The organism is Bacillus cereus group sp. MG1 (genome assembly GCF_040460035.1).
GTDB lineage: Bacteria > Bacillota > Bacilli > Bacillales > Bacillaceae_G > Bacillus_A > Bacillus_A cereus.
Genome location: NZ_JARVGY010000001.1, coordinates 2,515,210 through 2,538,316, shown reverse-complemented (window position 1 = coordinate 2,538,316; position 23,107 = coordinate 2,515,210). Strand labels below are relative to the sequence as shown.

Here is a 23,107-nt window from a genome sequence, read left to right as displayed (position 1 = left end):
TAGGGTAGGTTAAGGGTAAGAAAAGGAGCAGTATATGAATTTATATGAAGATGAACGTTTAGATTACTTATTAGCACAAGACATGAAGATTATACAAAGCCCATCAGTATTTAATTTTTCTTTAGATGCCGTTTTACTTGCAGATTTTGCATGGGTACCAATTCAAAAGGGGAATTTACTTGATTTGTGTACAGGTAACGCGGTTGTTCCCCTTCTATTAAGTACAAGAACAAAAGGAAATATTACTGGGGTGGAAATTCAAGAACGCTTATATGATATGGGAGTAAGAAGTGTTCAATACAATGGGTTGGAGGAAAGAATTCACCTCATACATGGAGATTTGAAAGATATGCCAGAGAAACTTGGGCGTCATCAATATGATGTTGTTACATGTAATCCACCATATTTTCAAACACCTCAAACTTCAGAGAAAAATATGAATGAACATTTAGCGATAGCTCGTCATGAAATTATGTGTACATTAGAAGATGTTGTATCTGTAAGTAGTCAGTTAGTAAAACAAGGTGGGAAAGTAGCGTTTGTACATCGTCCAGGGCGATTACTAGACATTGTCACATTAATGCGTAAATATAAAATTGAACCAAAGCGTGTGCAATTTGTTTATCCTAAGGTTGGAAAAGAAGCAAATACATTGTTAATTGAAGGAATTAAGGATGGAAATGCAGATTTGAAAATTTTACCGCCTCTCGTTGTATATGAGAGCAATAACGAATATACAAAGGAGCTACGTTCGATTTTATATGGAGAAGAATAAGCACTTTTTTTATGTGGTAGAGTGCTCTGATGGAAGTTATTATGCTGGATATACAAACCATATAGAAAAGAGAATTCAGACTCATAATAGCGGCAAAGGGGCTAAGTATACACGCGTCAGGCTTCCTGTTGTTTTAAAATATGTAGAGACCCACGATGATAAGCGTACAGCTATGCAAGCGGAGTATTACTTTAAGCAATTAACGAGAAAACAAAAAGAGGCATATATGCAAAAAGGAGAACGCTATGTGGCAACAAAAAAGCTTTCAACAAAATGAAAAGGGAGTTTTATATTTAGTACCAACTCCTATTGGAAATCTAGAAGATATGACATTTCGTGCAATCCGAATTTTAAAAGAAGTTGATTTAATTGCTGCTGAAGATACGAGACAAACGAAAAAACTTTGTAATTATTTTGAAATTGAAACACCTGTTACGAGTTATCATGAGCACAATAAAGAAGTAAGTGGGAAGAAACTATTAGAGAAATTAGAGGATGGAAAGAATGTAGCACTTGTTAGCGACGCTGGTATGCCGTGTATTTCTGATCCAGGTTACGATATTGTCGTTGAGGCAGTAGCTGAGCAATATCATGTAATTCCGCTTCCTGGAGCAAATGCAGCCCTTACAGCATTAATTGCATCCGGTCTTGAAACAAAGCAGTTTTATTTCTATGGTTTCTTGCAGAGAAACAAAAAGGAACGAAAGATGGAGTTAGAAAAGCTTCGTTATGTACAAACTACAATGATGTTTTATGAAGCGCCTCATCGTTTAGACGATACTTTAATTTCGATGCAGGAAGTGTTGGGAAATAGAGAGATTGTATTATGTCGAGAGTTAACTAAAAAATTTGAGGAATTTATTCGAGGGACAATCGAAGAAGCAATTGAGTGGACGAAGCAAAATGAAGTACGTGGTGAGTTTTGTATTTTAGTAGCTGGTTCAACAGAAGAACCTGTTCCAGAAGAACAATGGTGGGAATCTCTTTCGGTATATGATCATATTGAATATTATATAAATGAAAAAAGTATGAATTCAAAAGAAGCGATTAAAACAGTCGCTAAAGATCGAGATTTGTCGAAAAGAGATGTATATCAAATCTATCATGTCGATAAAAAATAAGCTTCTCATAATTGAGAAGCTTATTTTGCTGTTTCGATATAATCTTGAAGTTCGTTTAAGATTTGCTCAGCGCCTTCTTTGCTTAAGATGATTTTACCTTCAGCTAAAGAAAGGTTACCGTCAGATACTTCACCAGTTACTTGGCAAGTCATGTTTGGTTTATATTTCTTTAAGATGATTTTTTCGTCATCAACATAGATTTCAAGAGCGTCCTTTTCTGCAATACCTAAAGTACGGCGTAATTCGATTGGAATTACTACACGACCTAATTCATCAACTTTACGAACAATACCAGTAGATTTCATAATTTTTTTCCTCCTAAATAAATAGTTTATAAGTTTCGAGTCTATTTTTAGATTCGTCATTTTTCGACAAAATACCCTATGGACATATGATACCAATCATTTACATTTCCGTCAATTCTTAAATTCTATATTTTTTAAAAAGATTTATAGATTTCTTATTTCTTATATATAATAGATTGAGAGGAAATTCCACAATTATTTACATTATTTTCTGAAAAAATAATAAATTAAAAGTGGAGATTGTATATTTTTGTGAAATATGAGCAATAGATGATAAAGATATCGAGCATTAAGACCTAAATTTAAAATTAGGTTGGCGTAAAGAAGATAAGTTAGATTTGGGCTGCTCGTAAAAGCCCAATTAATGTGGGCTAATAATTAGTAGGGAGGAACAAAAACCCTACTGATTAAAGTTTCACTTTATATATGAGTTTTTGATATACTGTTTATAAATACATATGAGGTTATTCGGGAGGTCCAAAACAATGACAGAGGAAAATAAGTCCTTTTATATTACTACCCCAATTTATTATCCAAGTGGAAAATTACACATTGGACATGCTTATACGACAGTAGCAGGAGATGCGATGGCACGATATAAGCGTATGCAAGGTTATAATGTGCATTATTTAACAGGAACTGATGAGCATGGACAGAAGATCCAAAAGAAAGCAGAAGAGTTAAATATTACGCCACAGGCATATGTTGATAACATTGTTGCAGGAATTAAAGAGCTTTGGGAGAAGATGGATATTTCTTATGATGATTTTATTCGTACAACTGAAGATCGTCATAAAGATGTTGTCGAAAAAATCTTTAAGCAATTAGTAGATCAAGGTGACATTTATCTTGATGAATATGAAGGTTGGTATTCTGTACAAGATGAGACGTTCTATACAGAGCATCAATTAGTAGATCCAATTATGGAAGGCGACAAAGTAGTTGGAGGAAAAAGCCCAGATAGTGGTCATGATGTAGAACTTGTTCGTGAAGAATCTTATTTCTTTAGAATGGGTAAATATGTCGACAGACTATTAAAGTTCTATGAAGATAATCCACATTTCATTCAGCCGGAGTCTCGTAAAAATGAAATGATTAATAATTTTATTAAACCAGGATTAGAAGATTTAGCGGTTTCTCGTACTTCATTTGACTGGGGAGTTCGTGTTCCTGGTAACCCAAAACATGTTATTTACGTATGGGTTGACGCACTATCTAATTATATTACGGCGTTAGGTTATGGAACAGCAAATGAAGAGAAATATAAAAAATTCTGGCCTGCAGATGTGCATTTAGTTGGGAAAGAAATTGTTCGTTTCCATACAATTTATTGGCCGATAATTTTAATGGCATTAGATTTACCTCTTCCGAAGAAAGTCTTTGCTCATGGCTGGATTTTAATGAAGGATGGAAAGATGAGTAAGTCAAAAGGAAACGTAGTAGATCCAGTTACATTAATCGATCGTTACGGATTAGATGCATTACGTTATTACCTACTTCGTGAAGTTCCATTTGGATCTGATGGTGTATTCACACCAGAAGGATTTGTGGAGCGTATTAATTTCGACTTAGCAAATGACTTAGGTAATTTATTAAATCGTACAGTAGCTATGATTGATAAGTATTTTAACGGAGAAATCCCTGCATTTAAAGAAAATGTGACGGAATTTGATGAAACGTTAGTAGCGTTTGCACAAGATACTTTGAAAAAAGTAGAAGAAGCAATGGAGAATATGGAGTTCTCTGTAGCGTTAGGATCTATTTGGCAACTAGTTAGTCGTACGAATAAATATATTGATGAAACACAACCATGGGTATTAGCAAAAGATGAGAATGATCGTGAAAAGTTAGCTTCTGTAATGGCTCATTTAGCAGAAGTACTTCGTCAAACAGGTATTATGCTTATGCCATTCTTAACAGTAGCACCAAGCAAGATGTTTGCTCAGCTTGGCCTTACTGATGAAGCTCATAAATCTTGGGAAAGTCTATCTACAATTGGCTGCATTCCAGCTGGAACAAAAGTAGAAAAAGGAAACCCAATTTTCCCTCGTTTAGAAATGGAAGTGGAAGTAGAGTACATTAAAGAACAAATGAAAAGCTCTGCTCCTAAAGTAGAAGAGAAAAAAGAAGAAGAACCGAAGGCAGAAGAAATTACAATTGATGATTTCTTTAAAGTAGAATTACGCGTAGCTGAAGTACTATCTGCTGAACCTGTGAAAAAAGCAGACAAGTTGTTAAAAATTCAACTAGACTTAGGCACAGAAAAGCGTCAAGTTGTTTCTGGAATTGCAAAATTCTATTCGCCGGAAGACTTAAAAGGTAAAAAGGTTATTTGTGTAACAAACTTAAAACCTGTAAAATTACGCGGTGAATTATCGCAAGGTATGATTTTAGCGGGTGAAGAGAATGGCGTATTGTCATTAGCATCAATTGACCAAAATCTACCAAATGGTACAAAAATCAAGTAATTAAGACAAGAAAAGAGATGTTTCACGTGTAACATGTGTGAAGCGTCTTTTTTCTTTTTACACTCTCTATTTTTGCATTAAGATTGTAGTATTGTTATCGTTAAGTTATTAAAGAACTTATTTTTGTAGAATAAACTTGATTTCAATATAAAAGGAGTTATGTATTATGTTGTTTGATACACATTCACATTTGAATGCAGAGCAATTCGAAGAAGATTTGCAAGAGGTTATTGCCCGAATGAAAGAAGCGGGAGTTACTTATACAGTTGTTGTTGGTTTTGATGAAGTAACGATAAAAAAGGCGATGGAATTAGCTGAAGCCTATGATTTTATTTACGCTGCGGTTGGCTGGCATCCAGTTGATGCAATCGACATGACAGAAGAACATTTAGCTTGGTTAGAAGAACTTGCTTCTCATCCTAAAGTCGTTGCACTTGGAGAAATGGGCTTAGATTATCACTGGGATAAGTCTCCAAAAGAAATACAGAAAGAAGTATTTCGTAAACAAATTGCATTAGCGAAAAAAGTAAATTTGCCGATTATTATACATAACCGCGATGCAACTCAAGATATTGTCGATATTCTAGAAGAAGAGAATGCAGCTGAAGTAGGAGGCATTATGCATTGCTTTAGCGGTAGCGTAGAAGTAGCAGAGCGATGTGTTGATATGAACTTTTTAATTTCGTTAGGTGGACCAGTTACATTTAAAAACGCTAAGAAACCGAAAGAAGTTGCTACGGAGATTCCATTAGAGAAATTGTTAATAGAGACGGATTGTCCCTATTTAACGCCGCATCCATTTCGCGGGAAACGAAATGAACCGAGTTATGTAAAACTCGTAGCAGAAGAAATTGCGAATTTAAAAGGAATTTCTTATGAGGAAGTAGCAGAAATGACAACTAAAAATGCAAAAGTTTTATTTGGTGTTGAATAAAAAGAACGGGGGAAACCTGTTCTTTTTTATTTTGAGAAAAACTAGTAGAAGTAATCAAGAAAATAAATGTGAATGATGAAGTGTTACAATAAGGACAGAGAACAAAGATTTTTCTATTCTATTTTTTAAAATATAAGAATGGGGAAAATAATAATGGAAAAGTCGTCATTTTTTTGTTTTACTAAGTAGAGACGAAATGAGTGTGGAGGCAAGCATGAAAATAAAAGAGATTATCGTTGTAGAAGGTAAAGATGATACAGTTGCGATTAAGCGTGCTGTTGATGCGGATACAATTGAAACGAACGGTTCAGCAATCGGTGATCATGTTATTGAGCAAGTTAAATTAGCGCAGCAAAAAAGGGGCGTTATTATTTTCACAGATCCGGATTATCCTGGAGAGCGTATTCGAAAAATTATTTCTGACAAGGTTCCTGGCTGTAAGCATGCTTTTTTACCGAAGGAAGAAGCGCTTGCTAAAAGGAAAAAGGGTGTTGGGATTGAACATGCTTCTAATGAGTCGATTCGCCGTGCTCTAGAGAATATACATGAAGAAATGGAAGCTTACACAAGTGAAATTAGTTGGAGTGATTTAGTCGATGCAGGCTTAGTGGGCGGAGAAATGGCAAAGAGCCGCAGAGAAAGAATGGGTAAGTTATTAAAGATTGGTTATACAAATGCAAAACAGTTACATAAACGATTACAGATGTTTCAAGTTTCAAAGGAATCATTTGCAGAAGCTTATAAGCAAGTAATACAGGAGGAAAAAAAATGAAGGATATCGCAACGCCAAATCGTACAAAAGACATTGTTGAAAAGTATGGATTTTCATTCAAAAAAAGTTTAGGACAAAACTTTTTAATTGATACAAATGTATTAAATCGTATTGTCGATCATGCAGAAATTGGTTCAGAAAGTGGTGCAATTGAAATTGGACCAGGTATTGGTGCATTAACAGAGCAATTAGCGAAGCGTGCTAAAAAAGTAGTGGCTTTTGAAATTGATCAAAGACTATTACCAATTTTAGATGAGACGTTAGCGCCATATGGTAATGTTACAGTTATTAATAAAGACGTACTAAAAGCAGATGTACATGAAGTATTTAATGAGCAATTTGAAGAAGGGCAAGATGTAATGGTAGTAGCTAACTTACCGTACTATATTACAACGCCAATTTTATTTAAATTGCTTGAAGAAAAGTTACCAGTTCGTGGATTTGTTGTTATGATGCAAAAAGAAGTTGGAGATCGTTTAGCTGCTAAACCTGGAACAAAAGAGTATGGTTCTTTATCGATTGCCATTCAGTACTATACAGAGGTTGAAACAGTTATGACTGTACCGCGTACAGTGTTTGTACCACAGCCAAACGTTGATTCTGCAATTATCCGCCTTCTAAAGCGTCCTAAACCGGTTGTAGAGGTGACAGATGAAACGTTTTTCTTTGAAGTAGTACGAGCAAGTTTCGCACAGCGCCGTAAAACTTTAATGAATAATTTATCAAATAATTTAAATGGTTTCCCGAAAGATAAGGAGTTATTGGATCGAATTTTAACAGAAGTAGGAATTGATCCAAAGCGAAGAGGCGAAACGCTATCTATTGAAGAGTTTGCAACATTAAGTAATGCATTAGTTCTTCATAAATTATCATAAGAATATGAAAGGGACAGTTCAAGTTGAACTGTCCCTTTTGTCACCTTTCGCTCTCTAAATTCATACTTTAAAAACAGGTAAGATGGCCTAATGAGTTTGGAGGTAGGAGAATGGTTTTACATGTTGGAGAATTAGTGGAACGATATTCTCATAAGAGGGATATTCTTTTTCGTATTATAGAAATAAAAGGCGAGATAGCTATATTGTTTGGAGAGGAAATTAGACTGGTGGCGGATGCGCCACTTGAAGATTTAATTAGTATAGATCAAAGAGAACATAAAAAAAGGGTGAAGCGTGAGAAAGAAACAATGGAGCGCACGTATCGTTTGTTTCAACAAGATTATGTACTGATGAAACAAAGGCATGAACATACTTCAACTGGTGGATACACAAGTGAGGTAAATTATTTTCAAATGCCGGGACGTGTATTGCATATAGATGGAGACCCTTTATATTTGCGCAAGTGCTTAGATTTATATAATAAAATTGGCGTTCCTGTTCAAGGTATTCATTGTAAAGAAACGGAGATGCATGAAAAAGTAGTAGACTTAATAGATCACTTTCGCCCAGACATTCTCGTTATTACAGGGCATGATGCATATACAAAATCAAAAGGAGTGAAGGGAGATTTAGCGGCATATAGGCATTCAAGGCATTTTGTACAGGCTGTTCGTGAAGTGCGAAAAAAATATCCATCATTGGATCAACTTGTTATTTTTGCTGGGGCATGTCAATCACATTTTGAGGCACTAATTCGTGCAGGGGCCAATTTCGCTAGTTCACCATCTAGAATTAATATTCATGCACTAGATCCTGTATATGTAGTTGGTAAAATTAGTTTTACTTCATTTATGGAGAGAGTCAATGTATGGGATGTCGTACGTAATACAATTACTGGTGAAAAGGGACTAGGTGGAATTGAAACGAGAGGGATTTTACGAACGGGATTACCTTTTCAACATTACGAAGAGTAAGCAGGATACATATGTATCTTGCTTTTTGTATGGAAGGATTTAAATGAATTTGGATAAAAAGAGGTAAGAACGTAAAGACTACGTAATGATACTTTTACAATATAGTATTTCTTCTATCTATTCAAACGCAGGATGATATTAGCTGTGAATCGCGGTTAATAATTAGGATAGATATATCGTGCTTTAAGTGTTCAATCTAAATTACAGCGAGGTGTAGCGAAGTATATGTCAAAACGTTTAGATGAAATTAAAAGCGAATTAGATCACCATCTTGGACAGCGACTTATGTTAAAAGCAAATAGTGGAAGAAGAAAAACTGTGGAGCAATCAGGTGTACTAGCAGAAACATACCGTTCCGTTTTTGTTGTACAATTGGATCAACAAGAAGATGCGTTGCAACGTGTATCTTATAGTTATGCAGATGTTTTAACAGAGACAGTAGAGTTAACATTTTATGGAGACCCTCATAATGAGGTCATTTTATAATCCATATATCATTACATATATTCCCATAAATGAAAAGCTATATTATTTTGCATACTAACTATACCGTAGCAAAATAAGGAGGGACTCTGCATTGAGTAGACGAAGAGGTGTCATGTCAAACCAATTTAAAGAAGAGCTAGCAAAAGAGCTTGGCTTTTATGATGTTGTTCAGAAAGAAGGATGGGGCGGAATTCGTGCGAAAGATGCTGGTAACATGGTGAAACGTGCTATAGAAATTGCAGAACAGCAATTAATGAAACGAAACCAGTAGTTGTAAGATACTTTCTGTGCTACGGTAGCCGAGGAGACATTCCTCGGCTTTTTGTACTCTAAAAGGTGCCATCATTTTACATAAGTAGTTTCATTCTGAATGCTTTTCGTTATAATTAGGGAAGTGTCATCGTCTTACTATAAATTTATGGTAAAATAAACGATAAAAGATTGAGTACATAGAGTGGGTGAATAGATTGAAGCTACTAGTGAAAGCACCAGCAAAGATTAATCTGTCGTTAGATGTACTGGGAAAAAGACAAGACGGATATCATGAAGTGAAAATGATTATGACAACCATTGATTTAGCAGATCGTCTAGAACTAACGGAATTAGCAGAAGACCGTATTGAAATTTTATCCCATAATCGGTATGTCCCAGACGACCAACGAAATTTAGCTTATCAGGCAGCGAAATTATTAAAAGAGAAGTTTAATGTAAAAAAAGGTGTATCTATTACTATTGAAAAAACGATTCCAGTAGCAGCTGGATTAGCAGGTGGAAGTAGTGATGCAGCAGCGACATTACGTGGTCTTAATAAATTATGGAATTTAGAGCTTACAATTGATGAGTTAGCAGAGCTTGGTGCAGAAATTGGATCAGATGTATCGTTCTGTGTATACGGAGGCACAGCAATTGCCACTGGAAGAGGAGAGAAAATTGAGCATATAAAGACTCCGCCTTCTTGTTGGGTTATTTTAGCGAAACCACATATAGGTGTATCTACTGCTGATGTGTATGGAAATTTAAAGTTAAATCGAGTTACACATCCAAATGTAGATAAAATGGTTGATGTCATAAATTCTGGTGATTATAAAGGAATTTGTGATACTGTTGGTAACGTTTTAGAAGATGTAACATTTGGAATGCATCCTGAAGTTGCCCGTATTAAATCACAGATGAAGCGATTTGGAGCGGATGCTGTATTAATGAGTGGAAGTGGTCCAACTGTATTTGGACTTGTACACCATGATTCACGAATGCATCGCATTTATAACGGATTAAAAGGATTTTGTGAACAAGTCTATGCGGTACGTTTATTAGGAGAGCGAGAAACGCTTGAATAAAGACGTATAATACGTTATGATTTGTTTAGAATATTCGTGATTTGAGGTGAGAGTATGAAAATTAGAAGAAGTACAAGATTAGTCGATATGACTTATTACTTGCTACAAAACCCTCGTCAGCTAGTATCTCTCACTTTTTTTGCTGAAAGGTATCAATCGGCTAAGTCTTCCATTAGTGAAGATTTAGTTATTATTAAGCAAACGTTTGAACAACAAGGGGTCGGCACATTGCAAACGATACCAGGAGCAGCAGGAGGAGTGAAATATATACCGTATATAAGTGAAGAAGAGGCAGATCTAATTATTGATGAGCTTTGTGGCTTATTTGAAAACCCAGATCGTATTTTGCCTGGCGGTTACTTATACATGACAGATTTATTGAGTAATCCTCGCCATATTAATGGCGCAGGTCGTTTGTTTGCTTCTGTTTTTGCTAGGCAACCAATTGATGCAGTTATGACGGTGGCAACGAAGGGGATTCCACTTGCTTATGCAGTGGCAAATTACTTAGATGTACCAGTTGTAATTGCAAGGAAAGATAATAAGGTAACAGAAGGTCCGACTGTTAGTATTAACTATGTGTCGGGTTCTTCTAAACGAATTCAAACAATGACGTTAGCAAAACGCAGTCTTCCAGAAGGGTCGAATGTTTTAATTATTGATGACTTCATGAAAGCTGGCGGAACAATTCAAGGTATGATGAGTATGCTAGAAGAATTCAAGGCTAATGTTGTTGGTATTGGTGTATTAGTAGAATCCACAGATATTGAAGAACGACTAATTAATAATTTTGTATCATTAATTCGTCTATCGGAAGTTGATGTGAAAGAAAAAACGATTCAAGTGGAAAAAGGGAATTATTCTCTTGCACCATTTGATGAAGGGCTTGTAGAGGCGGAATAAAAGATAGAGCAGATAGCTCTATCTTTTTTATTTTATTTATAGATTATAAAATAGATGGACAAACTGCCTTTCGTACACTATTTTTAAAGAGTAAAATAAATAATAAAAGGGTGAAAAGTATGAAAGTTGTTCAAACAAGCAAGGCACCACAAGCAATTGGACCTTATTCACAGGGGATTATTGTAAATAACATGTTCTATAGCTCAGGACAAATTCCATTGATGGCAAATGGGGAGCTTGTAACAGGAGATGTAACAGTACAAACAGAACAAGTATTTCAAAATTTACAAGCGGTATTAGAGGAAGCAGGTGCTTCATTTGATACAGTCGTAAAAACAACAGTATTTTTAAAGGACATGGATGATTTTAATGCTGTGAATGAAGTGTATAGCTCTTATTTCTCTACTCATAAACCAGCTCGATCTTGTGTGCAAGTAGCAAAATTACCGAAAGATGTTTCCGTTGAAATTGAAGTAATCGCCCTAGTTAAGTAACCTTTTGTAAGCGATAACCTCCACTAATCTCTATATTCAACTACTTTAAAAATTTTTATCTTAAAAATTTTTAAAAAATTAAAGGGAAAATAGAAAATTTGTGGAATTTATACAAATATATCGCTTATTTAGAAAAGGGTGGTGAACACAAGATGGAAGTGACTGACGTAAGATTACGCCGCGTAAACACAGAAGGCCGCATGAGAGCAATTGCCTCTATTACTCTAGACCATGAATTTGTTGTTCATGATATTCGTGTAATTGATGGTAATAATGGATTATTTGTAGCAATGCCAAGTAAACGTACTCCAGATGGAGAGTTCCGTGACATTGCACATCCAATTAATTCTGGTACACGCTCTAAAATTCAAGATGCGGTTTTAACAGAGTATCATCGTTTAGGCGAGTTAGAAGAGGTTGAGTTTGAAGAAGCAGGTGCTTCGTAAAATTCGAATGAAAAGGGCTTTTGACAAAAAGCCTTATAATTTTGTAGCAAACTCCTGTAAGCATTTACAGGGGTTTGTTTTTTTTGCTTTATATTTGGAAACTGTATAATTTATTAACATAAAAAGAAGAAACTACTAATTTTTTCAAAATCATTTTAAATAGTATAGCTTATTTCTTAAAAAAGATACTAAAGAGTAAAACATCTTATAAGAATTATGGTAAAATTTAATAGTTAAAATGTGTTTCTTGAAATATATGATGATTTAGGATAATATCTTTAATGGATAAATAGGTTGCGATGGAGGGTCTATATGTCAAACAGATTTGCAGTGATTCTAGCTGCAGGTAAAGGCACACGTATGAAGTCTAAGCTATACAAAGTGCTGCATCCTGTATGTGGAAAACCTATGGTACAACACGTAGTCGATCAAGTATCTCAATTAGGATTGCAGAAACTTGTAACGGTTGTTGGACATGGTGCTGAAATGGTACAAGAACAGCTAGGGAACGTAAGTGAATTTGCATTACAAGCAGAACAACTTGGTACAGCACATGCTGTAGATCAAGCTGCAAGTGTACTTGCAAATGAAGAAGGAACAACTTTAGTTATTTGTGGTGATACGCCTCTAATAACTGCTGAAACAATGGAAGCATTACTTCAGCAACATAAAGAAGCAGGAGCAATGGCGACGGTGCTAACAGCATACATAGAAGAGCCTGCTGGATATGGCCGTATTGTTCGTAATGAGAATGGTCATGTTGAAAAGATTGTTGAGCATAAAGATGCAAATGAGAAAGAATTAGCTATTAAAGAAATCAATACAGGTACGTATTGTTTTGATAATAAGGCTTTATTTGCTTCACTTTCTAAAGTTTCAAATGATAACGTGCAAGGTGAATATTACCTTCCAGATGTTATTGAGATTTTAAAAAATGAAGGTCATATCGTATCAGCTTATCAAACAGAGCAGTTCGATGAAACGTTAGGTGTTAACGACAGAGTCGCTCTATCGCAAGCGGAAATTATTATGAAAAACCGTATCAACCGAAAGAACATGGTAAATGGTGTTACAATTATTGATCCAAGTAACACTTATATTTCTGCTGATGCAATTATCGGTAGCGATACAGTTCTTCATCCAGGAACAATTATTGAGGGGAACACTGTAATTGGTTCTGATTGTGAAATTGGACCGCATACAGTAATTCGCGATAGTGAAATTGGAGATCGTACGACAATTCGACAATCTACTGTACATGATAGTAAGCTTGGTACAGAAGTATCGGTTGGTCCATTTGCACATATTCGCCCAGATTCAGTTATTGGAGACGAAGTACGCGTTGGAAACTTCGTGGAAATCAAAAAAACTGTCTTTGGTAATAGAAGTAAAGCTTCACACTTGAGTTATATCGGGGATGCACAAGTTGGAGAAGACGTGAATCTTGGTTGTGGTTCAATTACGGTGAACTATGACGGTAAGAATAAATTCAAAACTGTGATTGGTAATGGGGTATTTATTGGATGTAATTCAAACCTTGTTGCTCCAGTAACAGTTGAAGATGGTGCTTATGTGGCGGCAGGCTCTACAATTACAGAGAATGTTCCATCAAAAGCATTATCGGTAGCACGTGCACGTCAAGTTAACAAAGAAGACTATGTTGATCAATTGCTGAATAAGAAAAAATCATAATAATGTGGAGGGTTAATCTAGATGTCGACTCAATATCTAAATTCTAATTTGAAAGTATTCTCTTTAAACTCTAATAAGGAACTTGCTGAGCAGATTGCAAAGCATATTGGAGTAGGACTAGGAAAATGTTCTGTTGATCGTTTTAGTGATGGAGAAGTTCAAATTAACATTGAAGAAAGTATCCGTGGTTGCGATGTATTCATTATTCAATCTACAAGCTTCCCAGTAAACGAACATATCATGGAATTACTTATTATGATCGATGCATTAAAACGTGCATCTGCGAAAACAATTAATATTGTTATTCCTTACTATGGTTATGCGCGTCAAGACCGTAAAGCGCGTTCTCGTGAACCAATTACATCGAAACTTGTAGCAAACTTGCTTGAAACAGCAGGTGCAACTCGTGTAATCACTCTAGATTTACATGCTCCACAAATTCAAGGGTTCTTTGATATCCCAATCGACCACTTAATGGGTGTACCGATTCTTTCTGATTACTTTGAAACAAAAGGTCTTAAAGATATCGTAATCGTGTCTCCTGATCATGGTGGTGTAACTCGTGCGAGAAAAATGGCAGATCGTCTAAAAGCGCCAATCGCTATTATTGATAAGCGTCGTCCTCGCCCGAACGTTTCAGAGGTAATGAACATTATCGGTAATATTGAAGGCAAAACAGCGATTTTAATTGATGACATCATTGATACAGCTGGTACAATTACATTAGCAGCAAACGCTCTTGTTGAGAACGGTGCTTCTGAAGTATATGCTTGCTGTACACACCCAGTATTATCTGGTCCAGCAATTGAGCGTATTCAAAATTCAAACATTAAAGAGTTAGTTGTAACGAACTCTATCGTATTACCAGAAGAGAAGAAAATCGACAAAGTACATGAACTTTCAGTTGCTCCATTAATCGGAGAAGCAATCATTCGTGTATACGAAGAAGAATCTGTGAGTGTATTATTCAATTAATTGGATAGAATGAGACGTAACCAAAATTGGTTACGTCTTTTCGTATCGAAAAAAGAAAGTAGTGGTACAAGAATGAAATTGATAGTAGGACTTGGGAACCCAGGTAGAGAATATGAATTAACAAGGCATAATATTGGATTTATGGCCATTGATGAACTTGCGAAGCGTTGGAACATTTCTTTGAATGAACAAAAATTTAAAGGTGTATTTGGTGCAGGGTTTGTTAATGGAGAAAAGGTAATCTTATTAAAGCCGCTAACATACATGAATTTATCTGGGGAAAGTATTCGTCCACTTATGGATTATTATAAAATTGATGTTGAGGACTTCGTTGTTATGTACGACGATTTAGACATTCCTGTAGGTAAATTGCGTCTTCGCATGAAAGGTAGTGCTGGTGGACATAATGGTGTAAAGTCAACGATTTCGCACTTAGGAACACAAGAATTTCAACGTATCCGTATGGGAATTGATCGCCCGAAAAATGGAATGAAGGTAGTCGATTATGTATTAGGACGCTTTACATCTGAAGAGATTCCGGATGTTAACCATTCTATTGAAAAAGCAGCGGATGCATGTGAAGAGTGGCTAAATAAGCCTTTTCTTCAAATCATGAATACTTTCAATAGTTAAAAATGAGATTGGGAATATTTCTCTTTTGTTTTACCCATACTAGTAGTAATTGAATTTTTAGGAGGCTAGTATGGAAGGGTATTATTATTGCAGACACTGCGGAGGTAATGTAGGCTCCATTAACGCAGAAAAAGTATATAGCGACGTTTTATTTCAACTAACGGAGCAAGAAGTAGTAGAAATGATTCATTTTCATGAGAATGGAAATATATATATAAAAACGATTTGTGAATCGTGTCAAGAAACGCTCGCATCTTATCCTGAGTATTATGAGTATGAAAAATTTCTGCAATAAAATGTTGTCGCTTTGGCATGTCCAAAGCATTTTTCTGTTTTCCTTTTCCAAAATATTTGCATAAAATAGAATGACTTGCTCTTTATGTTGAGAGGAGTTTTAAAAATGATAGGTTTATTAGAGCAATTTTATAAAAATGAAGAGATACAATCGGTTATTAATGGGTTAGAAGATGGGTTAAAAGAACAACTTATATCAGGGATGGCAACGTCTTCTCGTTCATTATTAATGGCGGCTTTATATAAAAAAACAAAAAAATCACAATTAATCGTGACACATAACTTATACCAAGCACAAAAAGTACATGAAGATTTAGTGGCGTTACTTGGTGAAAAAGATGTGTGGTTATATCCAGTGAATGAACTGATAGCATCGGAAATTGGAGTTGCAAGTCCAGAATTGAAGGCGCAACGTATAGAAGTGTTAAATCGCTTGGCTGCGGGAGAGAATGGAATCATTGTAGCGCCAGTGGCAGGATTGCGTAGATTTTTACCAATAAAAGAATTGTGGAAGCAAAAGCAAGTTGAAATCAATCTAGGGCAAGAGATTGATTTAGATGCGCTCTTGCATACTTTACATCATATTGGCTATGAACGTAAGTCGATGGTAGAAGCTCCAGGGGAGTTCAGTTTGCGTGGGGGAATATTAGATATTTATCCTTTAACTGAAGAACTACCATTTCGTATTGAATTCTTTGATACAGAAGTCGATTCTATTCGATTATTTGATGTGGATGAACAGCGTTCTCAAGGTAAAAAAGAAAACGTTAGGTTTGGTCCGGCAACAGAGTTTTTATTTTCACAGGAAGAATTAAAATCAGGAATTCAGCATCTTGAAGAAGGCTTGACTAAGACGATGCAAAAACTTTCTGATGATAAACTAAAGACTAAAGTGCTTGAGACGGTAAGTCATGAAATTGAGATGTTGAAAAACGGGCAAAGTATAGAACAGATGTTTAAATACTTATCTATTTTCTATAAAGAACCTGCTAGTCTGATAGATTATTTACCAGAAGATGGTGTTGTAATTTTAGATGAGATTTCCCGTATTCAAGAAACAGCATCACATCTTGAAACAGAAGAGGCGGAATGGTATATATCACTTCTTGGTGAAGGAACAATTATTCAAGATTTATCTTTCTCTCACCCATTCGAGGGGTTTCTTCATCATAAAAAAAGAAGTTTTGTATATTTAACGTTATTCTTGCGTCATATCGCACACACACATCCGCAAAATATTGTTAATGTAACATGTAAAACAATGCAAGATTTCCATGGACAGATGAATTTGTTAAAAACAGAAATTGATAGATGGAATGAAGGGCATTTTACGACTGTTGTACTCGGAACAGATGATGAACGTGTGAAAAAATTACAACATATTTTAAGTGATTATGATATTGAGGCAGATATTGTAGAAGGTACAGATATTTTATTGCCTGGAAGGTTACAAATTGCTGTAGGTGATTTACATGCAGGATTTGAAATGCCGATGCAAAAGCTTGTTGTCATTACTGAAAAGGAGCTTTTTCATAAGAAAGTTAAAAAATCACAACGTAAACAAAAGCTATCGAATGCTGAACGTATTAAAAGTTATTCGGAATTAAAAGTTGGAGATTATGTAGTTCATGTAAATCATGGTATAGGTAAATTTTTAGGTATTGAGACATTAGAGATTAATGGTGTTCATAAAGATTATTTAAATATTAAATATCAAGGTAATGATAAGCTATACGTTCCAATTGAACAAATTGATCAAGTTCAAAAATATGTAGGATCTGAAGGTAAGGATCCGAAAGTTTACAAATTAGGTGGTAATGATTGGAAAAAGGTTAAAACGAAAGTTGAAAAATCTGTACAAGACATTGCGGATGACCTAATTAAACTATATGCTGAGCGCGAAGCTTCAAAAGGCTATGCATATACGCCAGATACGGCAGAACAACAAGAGTTCGAATCATCTTTCCCATACCAAGAGACAGAGGATCAGTTACGTTCTATTGACGAGATTAAAAAAGATATGGAACGCGGACGCCCGATGGATAGGCTCCTTTGTGGTGATGTAGGGTATGGGAAGACTGAAGTGGCTATTCGTGCGGCATTTAAAGCGATTATGGATGAAAAACAAGTTGCAATTTTAGTACCGACAACGATTCTTGCGCAGCAACACTATGAAACAATTCGAGAGCGTTTTCAAGATTATCCAATCAATATAGGCTTATTAAGTAGATTCCGTACGAGGAAACAACAAAATGAAACAATTAAGGGCTTAAAGGATGGAACAGTAGATATTGTAATCGGAACACATCGTATTTTATCTAAAGATGTTACTTATAAAGATTTAGGGCTTCTTATTATTGATGAAGAACAAAGATTTGGTGTGACACATAAAGAAAAAATTAAACAATTGAAGGCGAATGTTGACGTATTAACATTAACGGCAACTCCGATTCCGCGGACGCTTCATATGTCTATGCTTGGTGTGCGCGACTTATCTGTTATTGAGACACCACCAGAAAATCGTTTCCCAGTCCAAACGTATGTAGTCGAGTATAATCCAGCGTTAATGCGAGAGGCGATAGAGCGAGAGCTTGCAAGAGGTGGTCAAGTTTACTTCCTATATAACCGTGTAGAGGATATTGAAAGAAAAGCAGATGAAATTTCGATGTTAGTTCCAGATGCCCGCGTAACCTACGCACATGGGAAAATGAACGAAAGCGAATTAGAGTCTGTTATGCTATCATTTTTAGAAGGACAGCATGATGTTCTTGTAAGTACAACAATTATTGAGACGGGTGTAGATATTCCGAATGTAAATACGTTAATTGTATTTGATGCAGATCGTATGGGATTATCACAGTTGTATCAGCTTCGTGGGCGTGTTGGACGTTCTAATCGTGTTGCATATGCATACTTTGCATATAAACGTGACAAAGTGCTGTCAGAGGTTGCAGAGAAGCGTCTACAAGCAATTAAAGAGTTCACGGAACTTGGATCTGGTTTCAAAATTGCGATGAGAGATTTATCTATTCGTGGAGCAGGTAATTTGTTAGGGGCAGAACAGCATGGATTTATTGATTCTGTCGGATTTGATCTATATTCTCAAATGTTAAAAGATGCAATTGAACAGCGTAGAGGAACAGATGGGGCTGAAAATATAGTTAATGTTGAAATTGACTTAGAGGTAGATGCATACTTACCAGATGCTTATATTTCAGATAGTAAGCAAAAAATTATGATGTATAAACAATTTAGAGGTGTTTCTGCAATTGAGGATATTGAAGAATTGCAGGAAGAAATGATCGATAGATTTGGCGATTATCCACAAGAAGTTGGTTATTTATTACAAATTGCAAATATTAAAGTGTTGGCAATGAAAGAACAAATTGAATTAATTAAGCAGAATAAATTTGAAGTAACATTCCTGTTTTCTGAACAAGCAAGTCAAAATATTGATGGTGGAAAATTATTCATGCTCGGAAATAGTTTTGGACGTATGATTGGTTTAGGAATGGAAGGATCACAATTGAAAATTGTTATGAAAACAAATGGCTTAGAGACATCGAAGTGGTTAACGATTGCTGAAAATTTATTAAAAGGCTTACCAGATGTAAAAAAAGAAGTAATAAATGCCTAAAATAAGATAAAAAAATACAATTCGACGTGCATAGAAGAACTAATGTGTAAAATACTATATCTAACAGTTGGTGATTTTTACATGAACAGGTAAATTCACCACTTTGATCATCAGTAGAAAGTGAGGCAGCATTAGAATGAAAGCAACTGGAATCGTACGTCGAATTGATGATTTAGGCAGGGTCGTAATCCCGAAGGAAATTCGTAGAACTTTACGTATTCGAGAAGGAGACCCACTAGAAATATTTGTTGATCGCGATGGAGAGGTAATTTTAAAGAAGTATTCTCCAATTAGTGAGCTAGGTGATTTTGCAAAAGAATATGCTGATGCTTTATATGACAGCTTAGGACATAATGTGCTTGTGTGTGATCGAGATTCTATCATCGCAGTATCAGGCGTATCGAAAAAAGAATACTTAAATAAAAGTGTTGGCGATTTAATTGAAAAAACGATGGAAGAACGAAAGTCTGTTATTATGACGGATGAAAGTGATATTTCCATTATTGATGGTGTAACAGAAAAGGTTCATTCTTATACAGTTGGACCAATTGTTGCAAACGGAGATCCGATTGGAGCCGTCATTATTTTTTCAAAAGAAGCTATTATAAGCGAGATCGAGCATAAAGCGGTTAATACTGCTGCCAGTTTCTTAGCGAAACAAATGGAACAGTAAGGGTATATTGATTTTAGAAGTAGCAATCTTTCCTAATTATGATCTTTCTTTTTGAGAAATCAATTATTTGGAGATATATGTATATTGAATGAAGGTAGCACTTTGCTACCTTTTTTCGTTGAATATTTTTAACGTGTAGGAACTCATTATTACCCGTGTTGGGAAGGGAGTTTGTTCTTTTCTTTATGATATAATACGAGAGGTGAGAATAGAAAAAGGAGTTTTCTTGTATGGAAGCGAAGAAGTATCAAGCCTTTTGGCGTGGGGCTATTATATTAACGATTGCAAGTTTCGTTACAAAAGTATTAAGCGCTTTTTACCGTATTCCATATCAAAATATAGCGGGGGATATTGGGTTTTATATTTACCAACAAATTTACCCGTTTTATGGATTTTGTTTAATTTTAGCTACTTATGGATTTCCTGTTATCATTTCGAAAATGGTTGCAGAACGATTAGAGCGGGGAAAACAAAAAGAAGCAGAAGAAATTATTTGTGTATCTTTTTGGTTCTTATTAGGAATTGGTTTTATAGGCTTCTTTACATTGTTTTTTGGGGCCGAAACAATTGCGGTAGCTATGGGCGATATACACTTAGATAAGTTACTACGTGTTATTTCATTTTCATTCTTATTGATGCCATTTTTGTCTGTAGCAAGAGGGTATTTTCAAGGATTTAATAATATGATGCCAACGGCTGTTTCGCAAGTAATAGAACAAACAATTCGAGTTTCTATTATTGTATTTTTATCGCTATTCCTAATTGCTCACGGATTTGATTTATATACAGTTGGTGCAGGAGCTATGTTAGGCTCAATTGCGGGTGGTCTTATTGGGATTATTGTACTTATATTGTATATGCGTCAAGATTTTCGTTCTATATTCTTCAAAAGTGCAGCGAGAATTAAGGGTAAAAGGAAGATAGTTAAAATCCTTTTTTGGCAGGGGTTAGCGATTTGTGTTAGTAATTTAGTGCTTATTTTTATACAGATGGCTGATTCAGTGTCCTTTTACAGCTTACTTATTGGTGCGGGAGAACAGGCTGAAAATGCAAAGGTATTAAAGGGTGTTTATGATAGAAGTATTCCGCTAATGCAATTAGGTACTGTTGTGACGACTTCTTTCTCGTTGTCACTTATTCCGATTATTACAGCGGCGAAGGAAAGAGGAGATCTTTCCTTTATTCAAGAAAAGGTAAAGTTAGCAGTGAAAATAACATGTGTTATTGGACTTGCAGCAGCTATTGGACTAACTTGTATTATTCAACCTACGAATATTATGTTGTTTGAAAACAGTGATGGATCAGATGTTTTATCTATTTTATCGTTATCTATTTTATTTAGTTCATTGTCAATTACGACAGCTTCTATTTTACAAGGATTGGGGCAAACGTTTAAGCCAGCATTATTTGTTGTATTTGGAGGTTGCTTAAAGTTAGCGTTAAATTATATATTCATGCCTTATTTTGGTGTGAAAGGTGCAGCCTTTGCGACTTTATGTGCGTTAATTATAATCTCTGGACTAAATACTTTGTTGCTTACGAGAGCTGTATCAGGGTCACTTATCAATAAGCGAAATATGTTAGGGATAGTAATTAGTGGTATCTGTATGGGATTTGTATTAATGATGTTCACACGTGTGTTACAGATGTCTGGATTAGTAATTGATATGGAACATAGAGGAAGCGCGACACTTGAAGCGTTGTTAGGTGTAGCCATTGGCGGATTGACATATATGTTTTTTATTTTGAAATTACGTGTATTTACAAAAAAAGAATTAGGAACCGTTATGAAACAAGAGAAAAAAGAAGGTTCATTGAAGAAGAGTGGATAGAGGTGACTGGTTGTGAGTGGAATCATTACTATTTTAGGTTTAGGAGCTGGTGAATTAGATCAGCTAACGATGGGTGTATATCGAAAAATAAAAGAAGCAGACCATCTGTTTGTTAGAACGAAAGAACATCCAGTTATAGAAGAATTGGAGAAAGAAGGCGTACAATATACGTCTTTTGATGCTGTATATGAAGCACATGATACGTTTGAAATTGTATATGAAACAATTGCGAATAAATTGCTAGAACAAGCTGAAGGTACAGAAATTATCTATGCTGTTCCCGGGCATCCACTTGTAGCAGAAAGAACAGTTCAGCTACTGTTGGAAAAAGGAGAAGTTTCAAATGTTGAAGTGCGAATTGAGGGTGGACAAAGTTTCCTTGATCCTATGTTTGCAAGTCTAAAGATTGATCCGATTGAAGGATTCCAATTACTTGATGCTACATCATTTGAAAGAGGGCAATTAGAACTGCGTCAACATTTAATCTTTTGCCAAGTATATGATGCATTCGTTGCATCTGATGTGAAATTAACATTAATGGAGATGTTACCAGATGATTATGAAGTGTATATCGTAACAGCTGCAGGAACTTCATTTGAACAAGTAAAGAAGGTACCGTTGTACATGTTAGATCATGAAACGGAATTGAATAATTTAACGAGTGTGTACGTGCCGCCAGTTCAGGAGCGTGCGTCCTTGTATCAACAGTTTGATGTTCTTAGAGAAATTATTGCGGAACTTCGTGGTCCAAATGGTTGTCCGTGGGATAAAAAGCAAACACATCAATCATTAAAGAAATATTTAATTGAGGAAGCTTATGAAGTGTTGGAAGCAATCGATGAAGAGGATGATGATCACTTAGTAGAAGAATTAGGTGATATATTATTACAAGTTATGCTTCATGCTCAAATCGGAGAAGATGAAGGTTGGTTCTCTATAGATGATATCATTCGAACTCTATCTGAGAAAATGGTTCGTCGCCATCCGCATGTGTTTGGAAATACGGATGTAAACAGCGCTGATGAAGTGATTGCAAATTGGGAAGAAATTAAAAAACAAGAAAAAGGATTCGTGAAAGAATCTGTTTTAAATGGCGTTCCCAAAAGTTTGCCGCAGTTACTACGCGCCTATGAAATTCAGAAGAAAGCTGGTAAGGTTGGATTTGATTGGGTTGATGTGCAACCGATGATAGAGAAAGCTTTGGAAGAATGGCAAGAGTTCCAACAAGAGGTTACAAATATGGATGAGAAAAAGATGCTGGGTGAGTTTGGTGATTTACTATTTGCATTTGTTAATATAGCTCGTCATTACAAAATAGATCCAGAAGAGGCGTTACGTTCAACTAATGAGAAATTTACTGGTCGTTTTTTATACATGGAGGCAAAAGTAGCTGAAATGAATAAAGAGATGAAAGATTTATCATTAGAACAGTTAGATGTTTTATGGGAAGAAGCGAAACAGACAGAGCGTTAATAGGGGGA

General features: G+C 35.5%; 23 protein-coding genes. 22 read left to right on the top strand and 1 reads right to left on the bottom strand.

Going from position 1 to position 23,107, the window contains the following annotated elements; translation table 11 throughout:
- Positions 1 to 34: 34 nt before the first annotated feature.
- Genes QCI79_RS13245 through rsmI form a run of 3 tightly spaced genes read left to right on the top strand, consistent with a single transcriptional unit; the run spans position 35 to position 1,896 of the window.
- Positions 35 to 775 (top strand): tRNA1(Val) (adenine(37)-N6)-methyltransferase, encoded by a 741-nt coding sequence (locus tag QCI79_RS13245; RefSeq protein WP_001055369.1) that lies wholly within the window; start codon positions 35 to 37, stop codon positions 773 to 775.
- Entirely contained in the window at positions 762 to 1,052 is a 291-nt protein-coding gene (locus QCI79_RS13240) for a GIY-YIG nuclease family protein (protein ID WP_000414350.1), read from the top strand. The genes QCI79_RS13245 and QCI79_RS13240 overlap by 14 nt, the downstream gene beginning before the upstream one ends.
- Positions 1,021 to 1,896: a 16S rRNA (cytidine(1402)-2'-O)-methyltransferase gene (gene rsmI / locus QCI79_RS13235; RefSeq protein WP_000267822.1), complete on the top strand. Its 876-nt coding sequence runs from the start codon at positions 1,021 to 1,023 to the stop codon at positions 1,894 to 1,896. The genes QCI79_RS13240 and rsmI overlap by 32 nt, the downstream gene beginning before the upstream one ends.
- Positions 1,897 to 1,916: 20 nt before the next feature.
- On the opposite strand, the gene QCI79_RS13230 is transcribed toward rsmI, so the two are convergent.
- Positions 1,917 to 2,201 (bottom strand): transition state genes transcriptional regulator AbrB, encoded by a 285-nt coding sequence (locus QCI79_RS13230; protein ID WP_000843036.1) that lies wholly within the window; start codon positions 2,199 to 2,201, stop codon positions 1,917 to 1,919.
- 485 nt (positions 2,202 to 2,686) lie between these two features.
- Between QCI79_RS13230 and metG the strand changes: the two genes are divergently transcribed.
- The 19 genes from metG to yabN all read left to right on the top strand — a co-directional run bounded on the left by metG (position 2,687) and on the right by yabN (position 23,099).
- Positions 2,687 to 4,669 carry a methionine--tRNA ligase gene (gene metG, locus QCI79_RS13225; protein ID WP_000134135.1) on the top strand — a complete coding sequence of 661 codons (1,983 nt, stop codon included), beginning with the start codon at positions 2,687 to 2,689 and terminating at the stop codon, positions 4,667 to 4,669.
- A 166-nt stretch (positions 4,670 to 4,835) separates the two neighbouring features.
- Positions 4,836 to 5,603 (top strand): TatD family hydrolase, encoded by a 768-nt coding sequence (locus QCI79_RS13220; RefSeq protein ID WP_000895843.1) that lies wholly within the window; start codon positions 4,836 to 4,838, stop codon positions 5,601 to 5,603.
- A 214-nt stretch (positions 5,604 to 5,817) separates the two neighbouring features.
- Positions 5,818 to 6,375 (top strand): ribonuclease M5, encoded by a 558-nt coding sequence (gene rnmV / locus QCI79_RS13215; protein ID WP_000692835.1) that lies wholly within the window; start codon positions 5,818 to 5,820, stop codon positions 6,373 to 6,375.
- The gene (gene rsmA, locus QCI79_RS13210) at positions 6,372 to 7,250 is read left to right on the top strand and encodes a 16S rRNA (adenine(1518)-N(6)/adenine(1519)-N(6))-dimethyltransferase RsmA (protein WP_000651548.1); all 879 of its coding nucleotides are present in this window, start codon (positions 6,372 to 6,374) and stop codon (positions 7,248 to 7,250) included. Before rnmV ends, rsmA begins: the two co-directional genes overlap by 4 nt.
- A 110-nt stretch (positions 7,251 to 7,360) precedes the next feature.
- Entirely contained in the window at positions 7,361 to 8,224 is an 864-nt protein-coding gene (gene yabG / locus QCI79_RS13205; RefSeq protein ID WP_000242868.1) for a sporulation peptidase YabG, read from the top strand.
- Between the two features lie 225 nt (positions 8,225 to 8,449).
- A complete protein-coding gene (gene veg / locus QCI79_RS13200) occupies positions 8,450 to 8,710 on the top strand; it encodes a biofilm formation stimulator Veg (RefSeq protein ID WP_000044347.1) in 261 nt (86 codons plus the stop codon).
- Positions 8,711 to 8,801: 91 nt separating this feature from the next.
- Positions 8,802 to 8,981 carry an acid-soluble spore protein SspF gene (gene sspF, locus QCI79_RS13195; RefSeq protein ID WP_002094215.1) on the top strand — a complete coding sequence of 60 codons (180 nt, stop codon included), beginning with the start codon at positions 8,802 to 8,804 and terminating at the stop codon, positions 8,979 to 8,981.
- Positions 8,982 to 9,177: 196 nt separating this feature from the next.
- Positions 9,178 to 10,047 (top strand): 4-(cytidine 5'-diphospho)-2-C-methyl-D-erythritol kinase, encoded by an 870-nt coding sequence (ispE, locus tag QCI79_RS13190; RefSeq protein ID WP_000772101.1) that lies wholly within the window; start codon positions 9,178 to 9,180, stop codon positions 10,045 to 10,047.
- A gap of 54 nt (positions 10,048 to 10,101) precedes the next feature.
- Complete coding sequence (purR, locus tag QCI79_RS13185) at positions 10,102 to 10,950, top strand: pur operon repressor (protein WP_000702466.1); 849 nt, start codon at positions 10,102 to 10,104, stop codon at positions 10,948 to 10,950.
- A 119-nt stretch (positions 10,951 to 11,069) separates the two neighbouring features.
- On the top strand, positions 11,070 to 11,444 hold the full coding sequence (locus tag QCI79_RS13180; protein ID WP_000869811.1) for a RidA family protein: 375 nt from the start codon (positions 11,070 to 11,072) through the stop codon (positions 11,442 to 11,444).
- 152 nt (positions 11,445 to 11,596) lie between these two features.
- Positions 11,597 to 11,890 (top strand): septation regulator SpoVG, encoded by a 294-nt coding sequence (gene spoVG / locus QCI79_RS13175; protein WP_000454041.1) that lies wholly within the window; start codon positions 11,597 to 11,599, stop codon positions 11,888 to 11,890.
- 312 nt (positions 11,891 to 12,202) lie between these two features.
- Positions 12,203 to 13,582, top strand: a complete 1,380-nt coding sequence (glmU, locus tag QCI79_RS13170) for a bifunctional UDP-N-acetylglucosamine diphosphorylase/glucosamine-1-phosphate N-acetyltransferase GlmU (protein WP_000071039.1) — start codon at positions 12,203 to 12,205, stop codon at positions 13,580 to 13,582.
- A 21-nt stretch (positions 13,583 to 13,603) separates the two neighbouring features.
- Complete coding sequence (locus QCI79_RS13165; protein WP_000107420.1) at positions 13,604 to 14,557, top strand: ribose-phosphate diphosphokinase; 954 nt, start codon at positions 13,604 to 13,606, stop codon at positions 14,555 to 14,557.
- 72 nt (positions 14,558 to 14,629) lie between these two features.
- Positions 14,630 to 15,190, top strand: a complete 561-nt coding sequence (pth, locus tag QCI79_RS13160; protein WP_000767702.1) for an aminoacyl-tRNA hydrolase — start codon at positions 14,630 to 14,632, stop codon at positions 15,188 to 15,190.
- Between the two features lie 70 nt (positions 15,191 to 15,260).
- Positions 15,261 to 15,485 (top strand): anti-sigma-F factor Fin family protein, encoded by a 225-nt coding sequence (locus QCI79_RS13155; RefSeq protein WP_000399438.1) that lies wholly within the window; start codon positions 15,261 to 15,263, stop codon positions 15,483 to 15,485.
- Positions 15,486 to 15,590: 105 nt separating this feature from the next.
- On the top strand, positions 15,591 to 19,121 hold the full coding sequence (gene mfd, locus QCI79_RS13150) for a transcription-repair coupling factor (RefSeq protein WP_000579678.1): 3,531 nt from the start codon (positions 15,591 to 15,593) through the stop codon (positions 19,119 to 19,121).
- A gap of 136 nt (positions 19,122 to 19,257) precedes the next feature.
- Positions 19,258 to 19,794, top strand: a complete 537-nt coding sequence (spoVT, locus tag QCI79_RS13145) for a stage V sporulation protein T (RefSeq protein WP_000648302.1) — start codon at positions 19,258 to 19,260, stop codon at positions 19,792 to 19,794.
- A gap of 230 nt (positions 19,795 to 20,024) precedes the next feature.
- Positions 20,025 to 21,626 (top strand): putative polysaccharide biosynthesis protein, encoded by a 1,602-nt coding sequence (locus QCI79_RS13140; RefSeq protein WP_000387589.1) that lies wholly within the window; start codon positions 20,025 to 20,027, stop codon positions 21,624 to 21,626.
- A gap of 12 nt (positions 21,627 to 21,638) precedes the next feature.
- The gene (yabN, locus tag QCI79_RS13135) at positions 21,639 to 23,099 is read left to right on the top strand and encodes a bifunctional methyltransferase/pyrophosphohydrolase YabN (RefSeq protein WP_000014241.1); all 1,461 of its coding nucleotides are present in this window, start codon (positions 21,639 to 21,641) and stop codon (positions 23,097 to 23,099) included.
- The last annotated feature ends 8 nt before the right edge of the window (positions 23,100 to 23,107 follow it).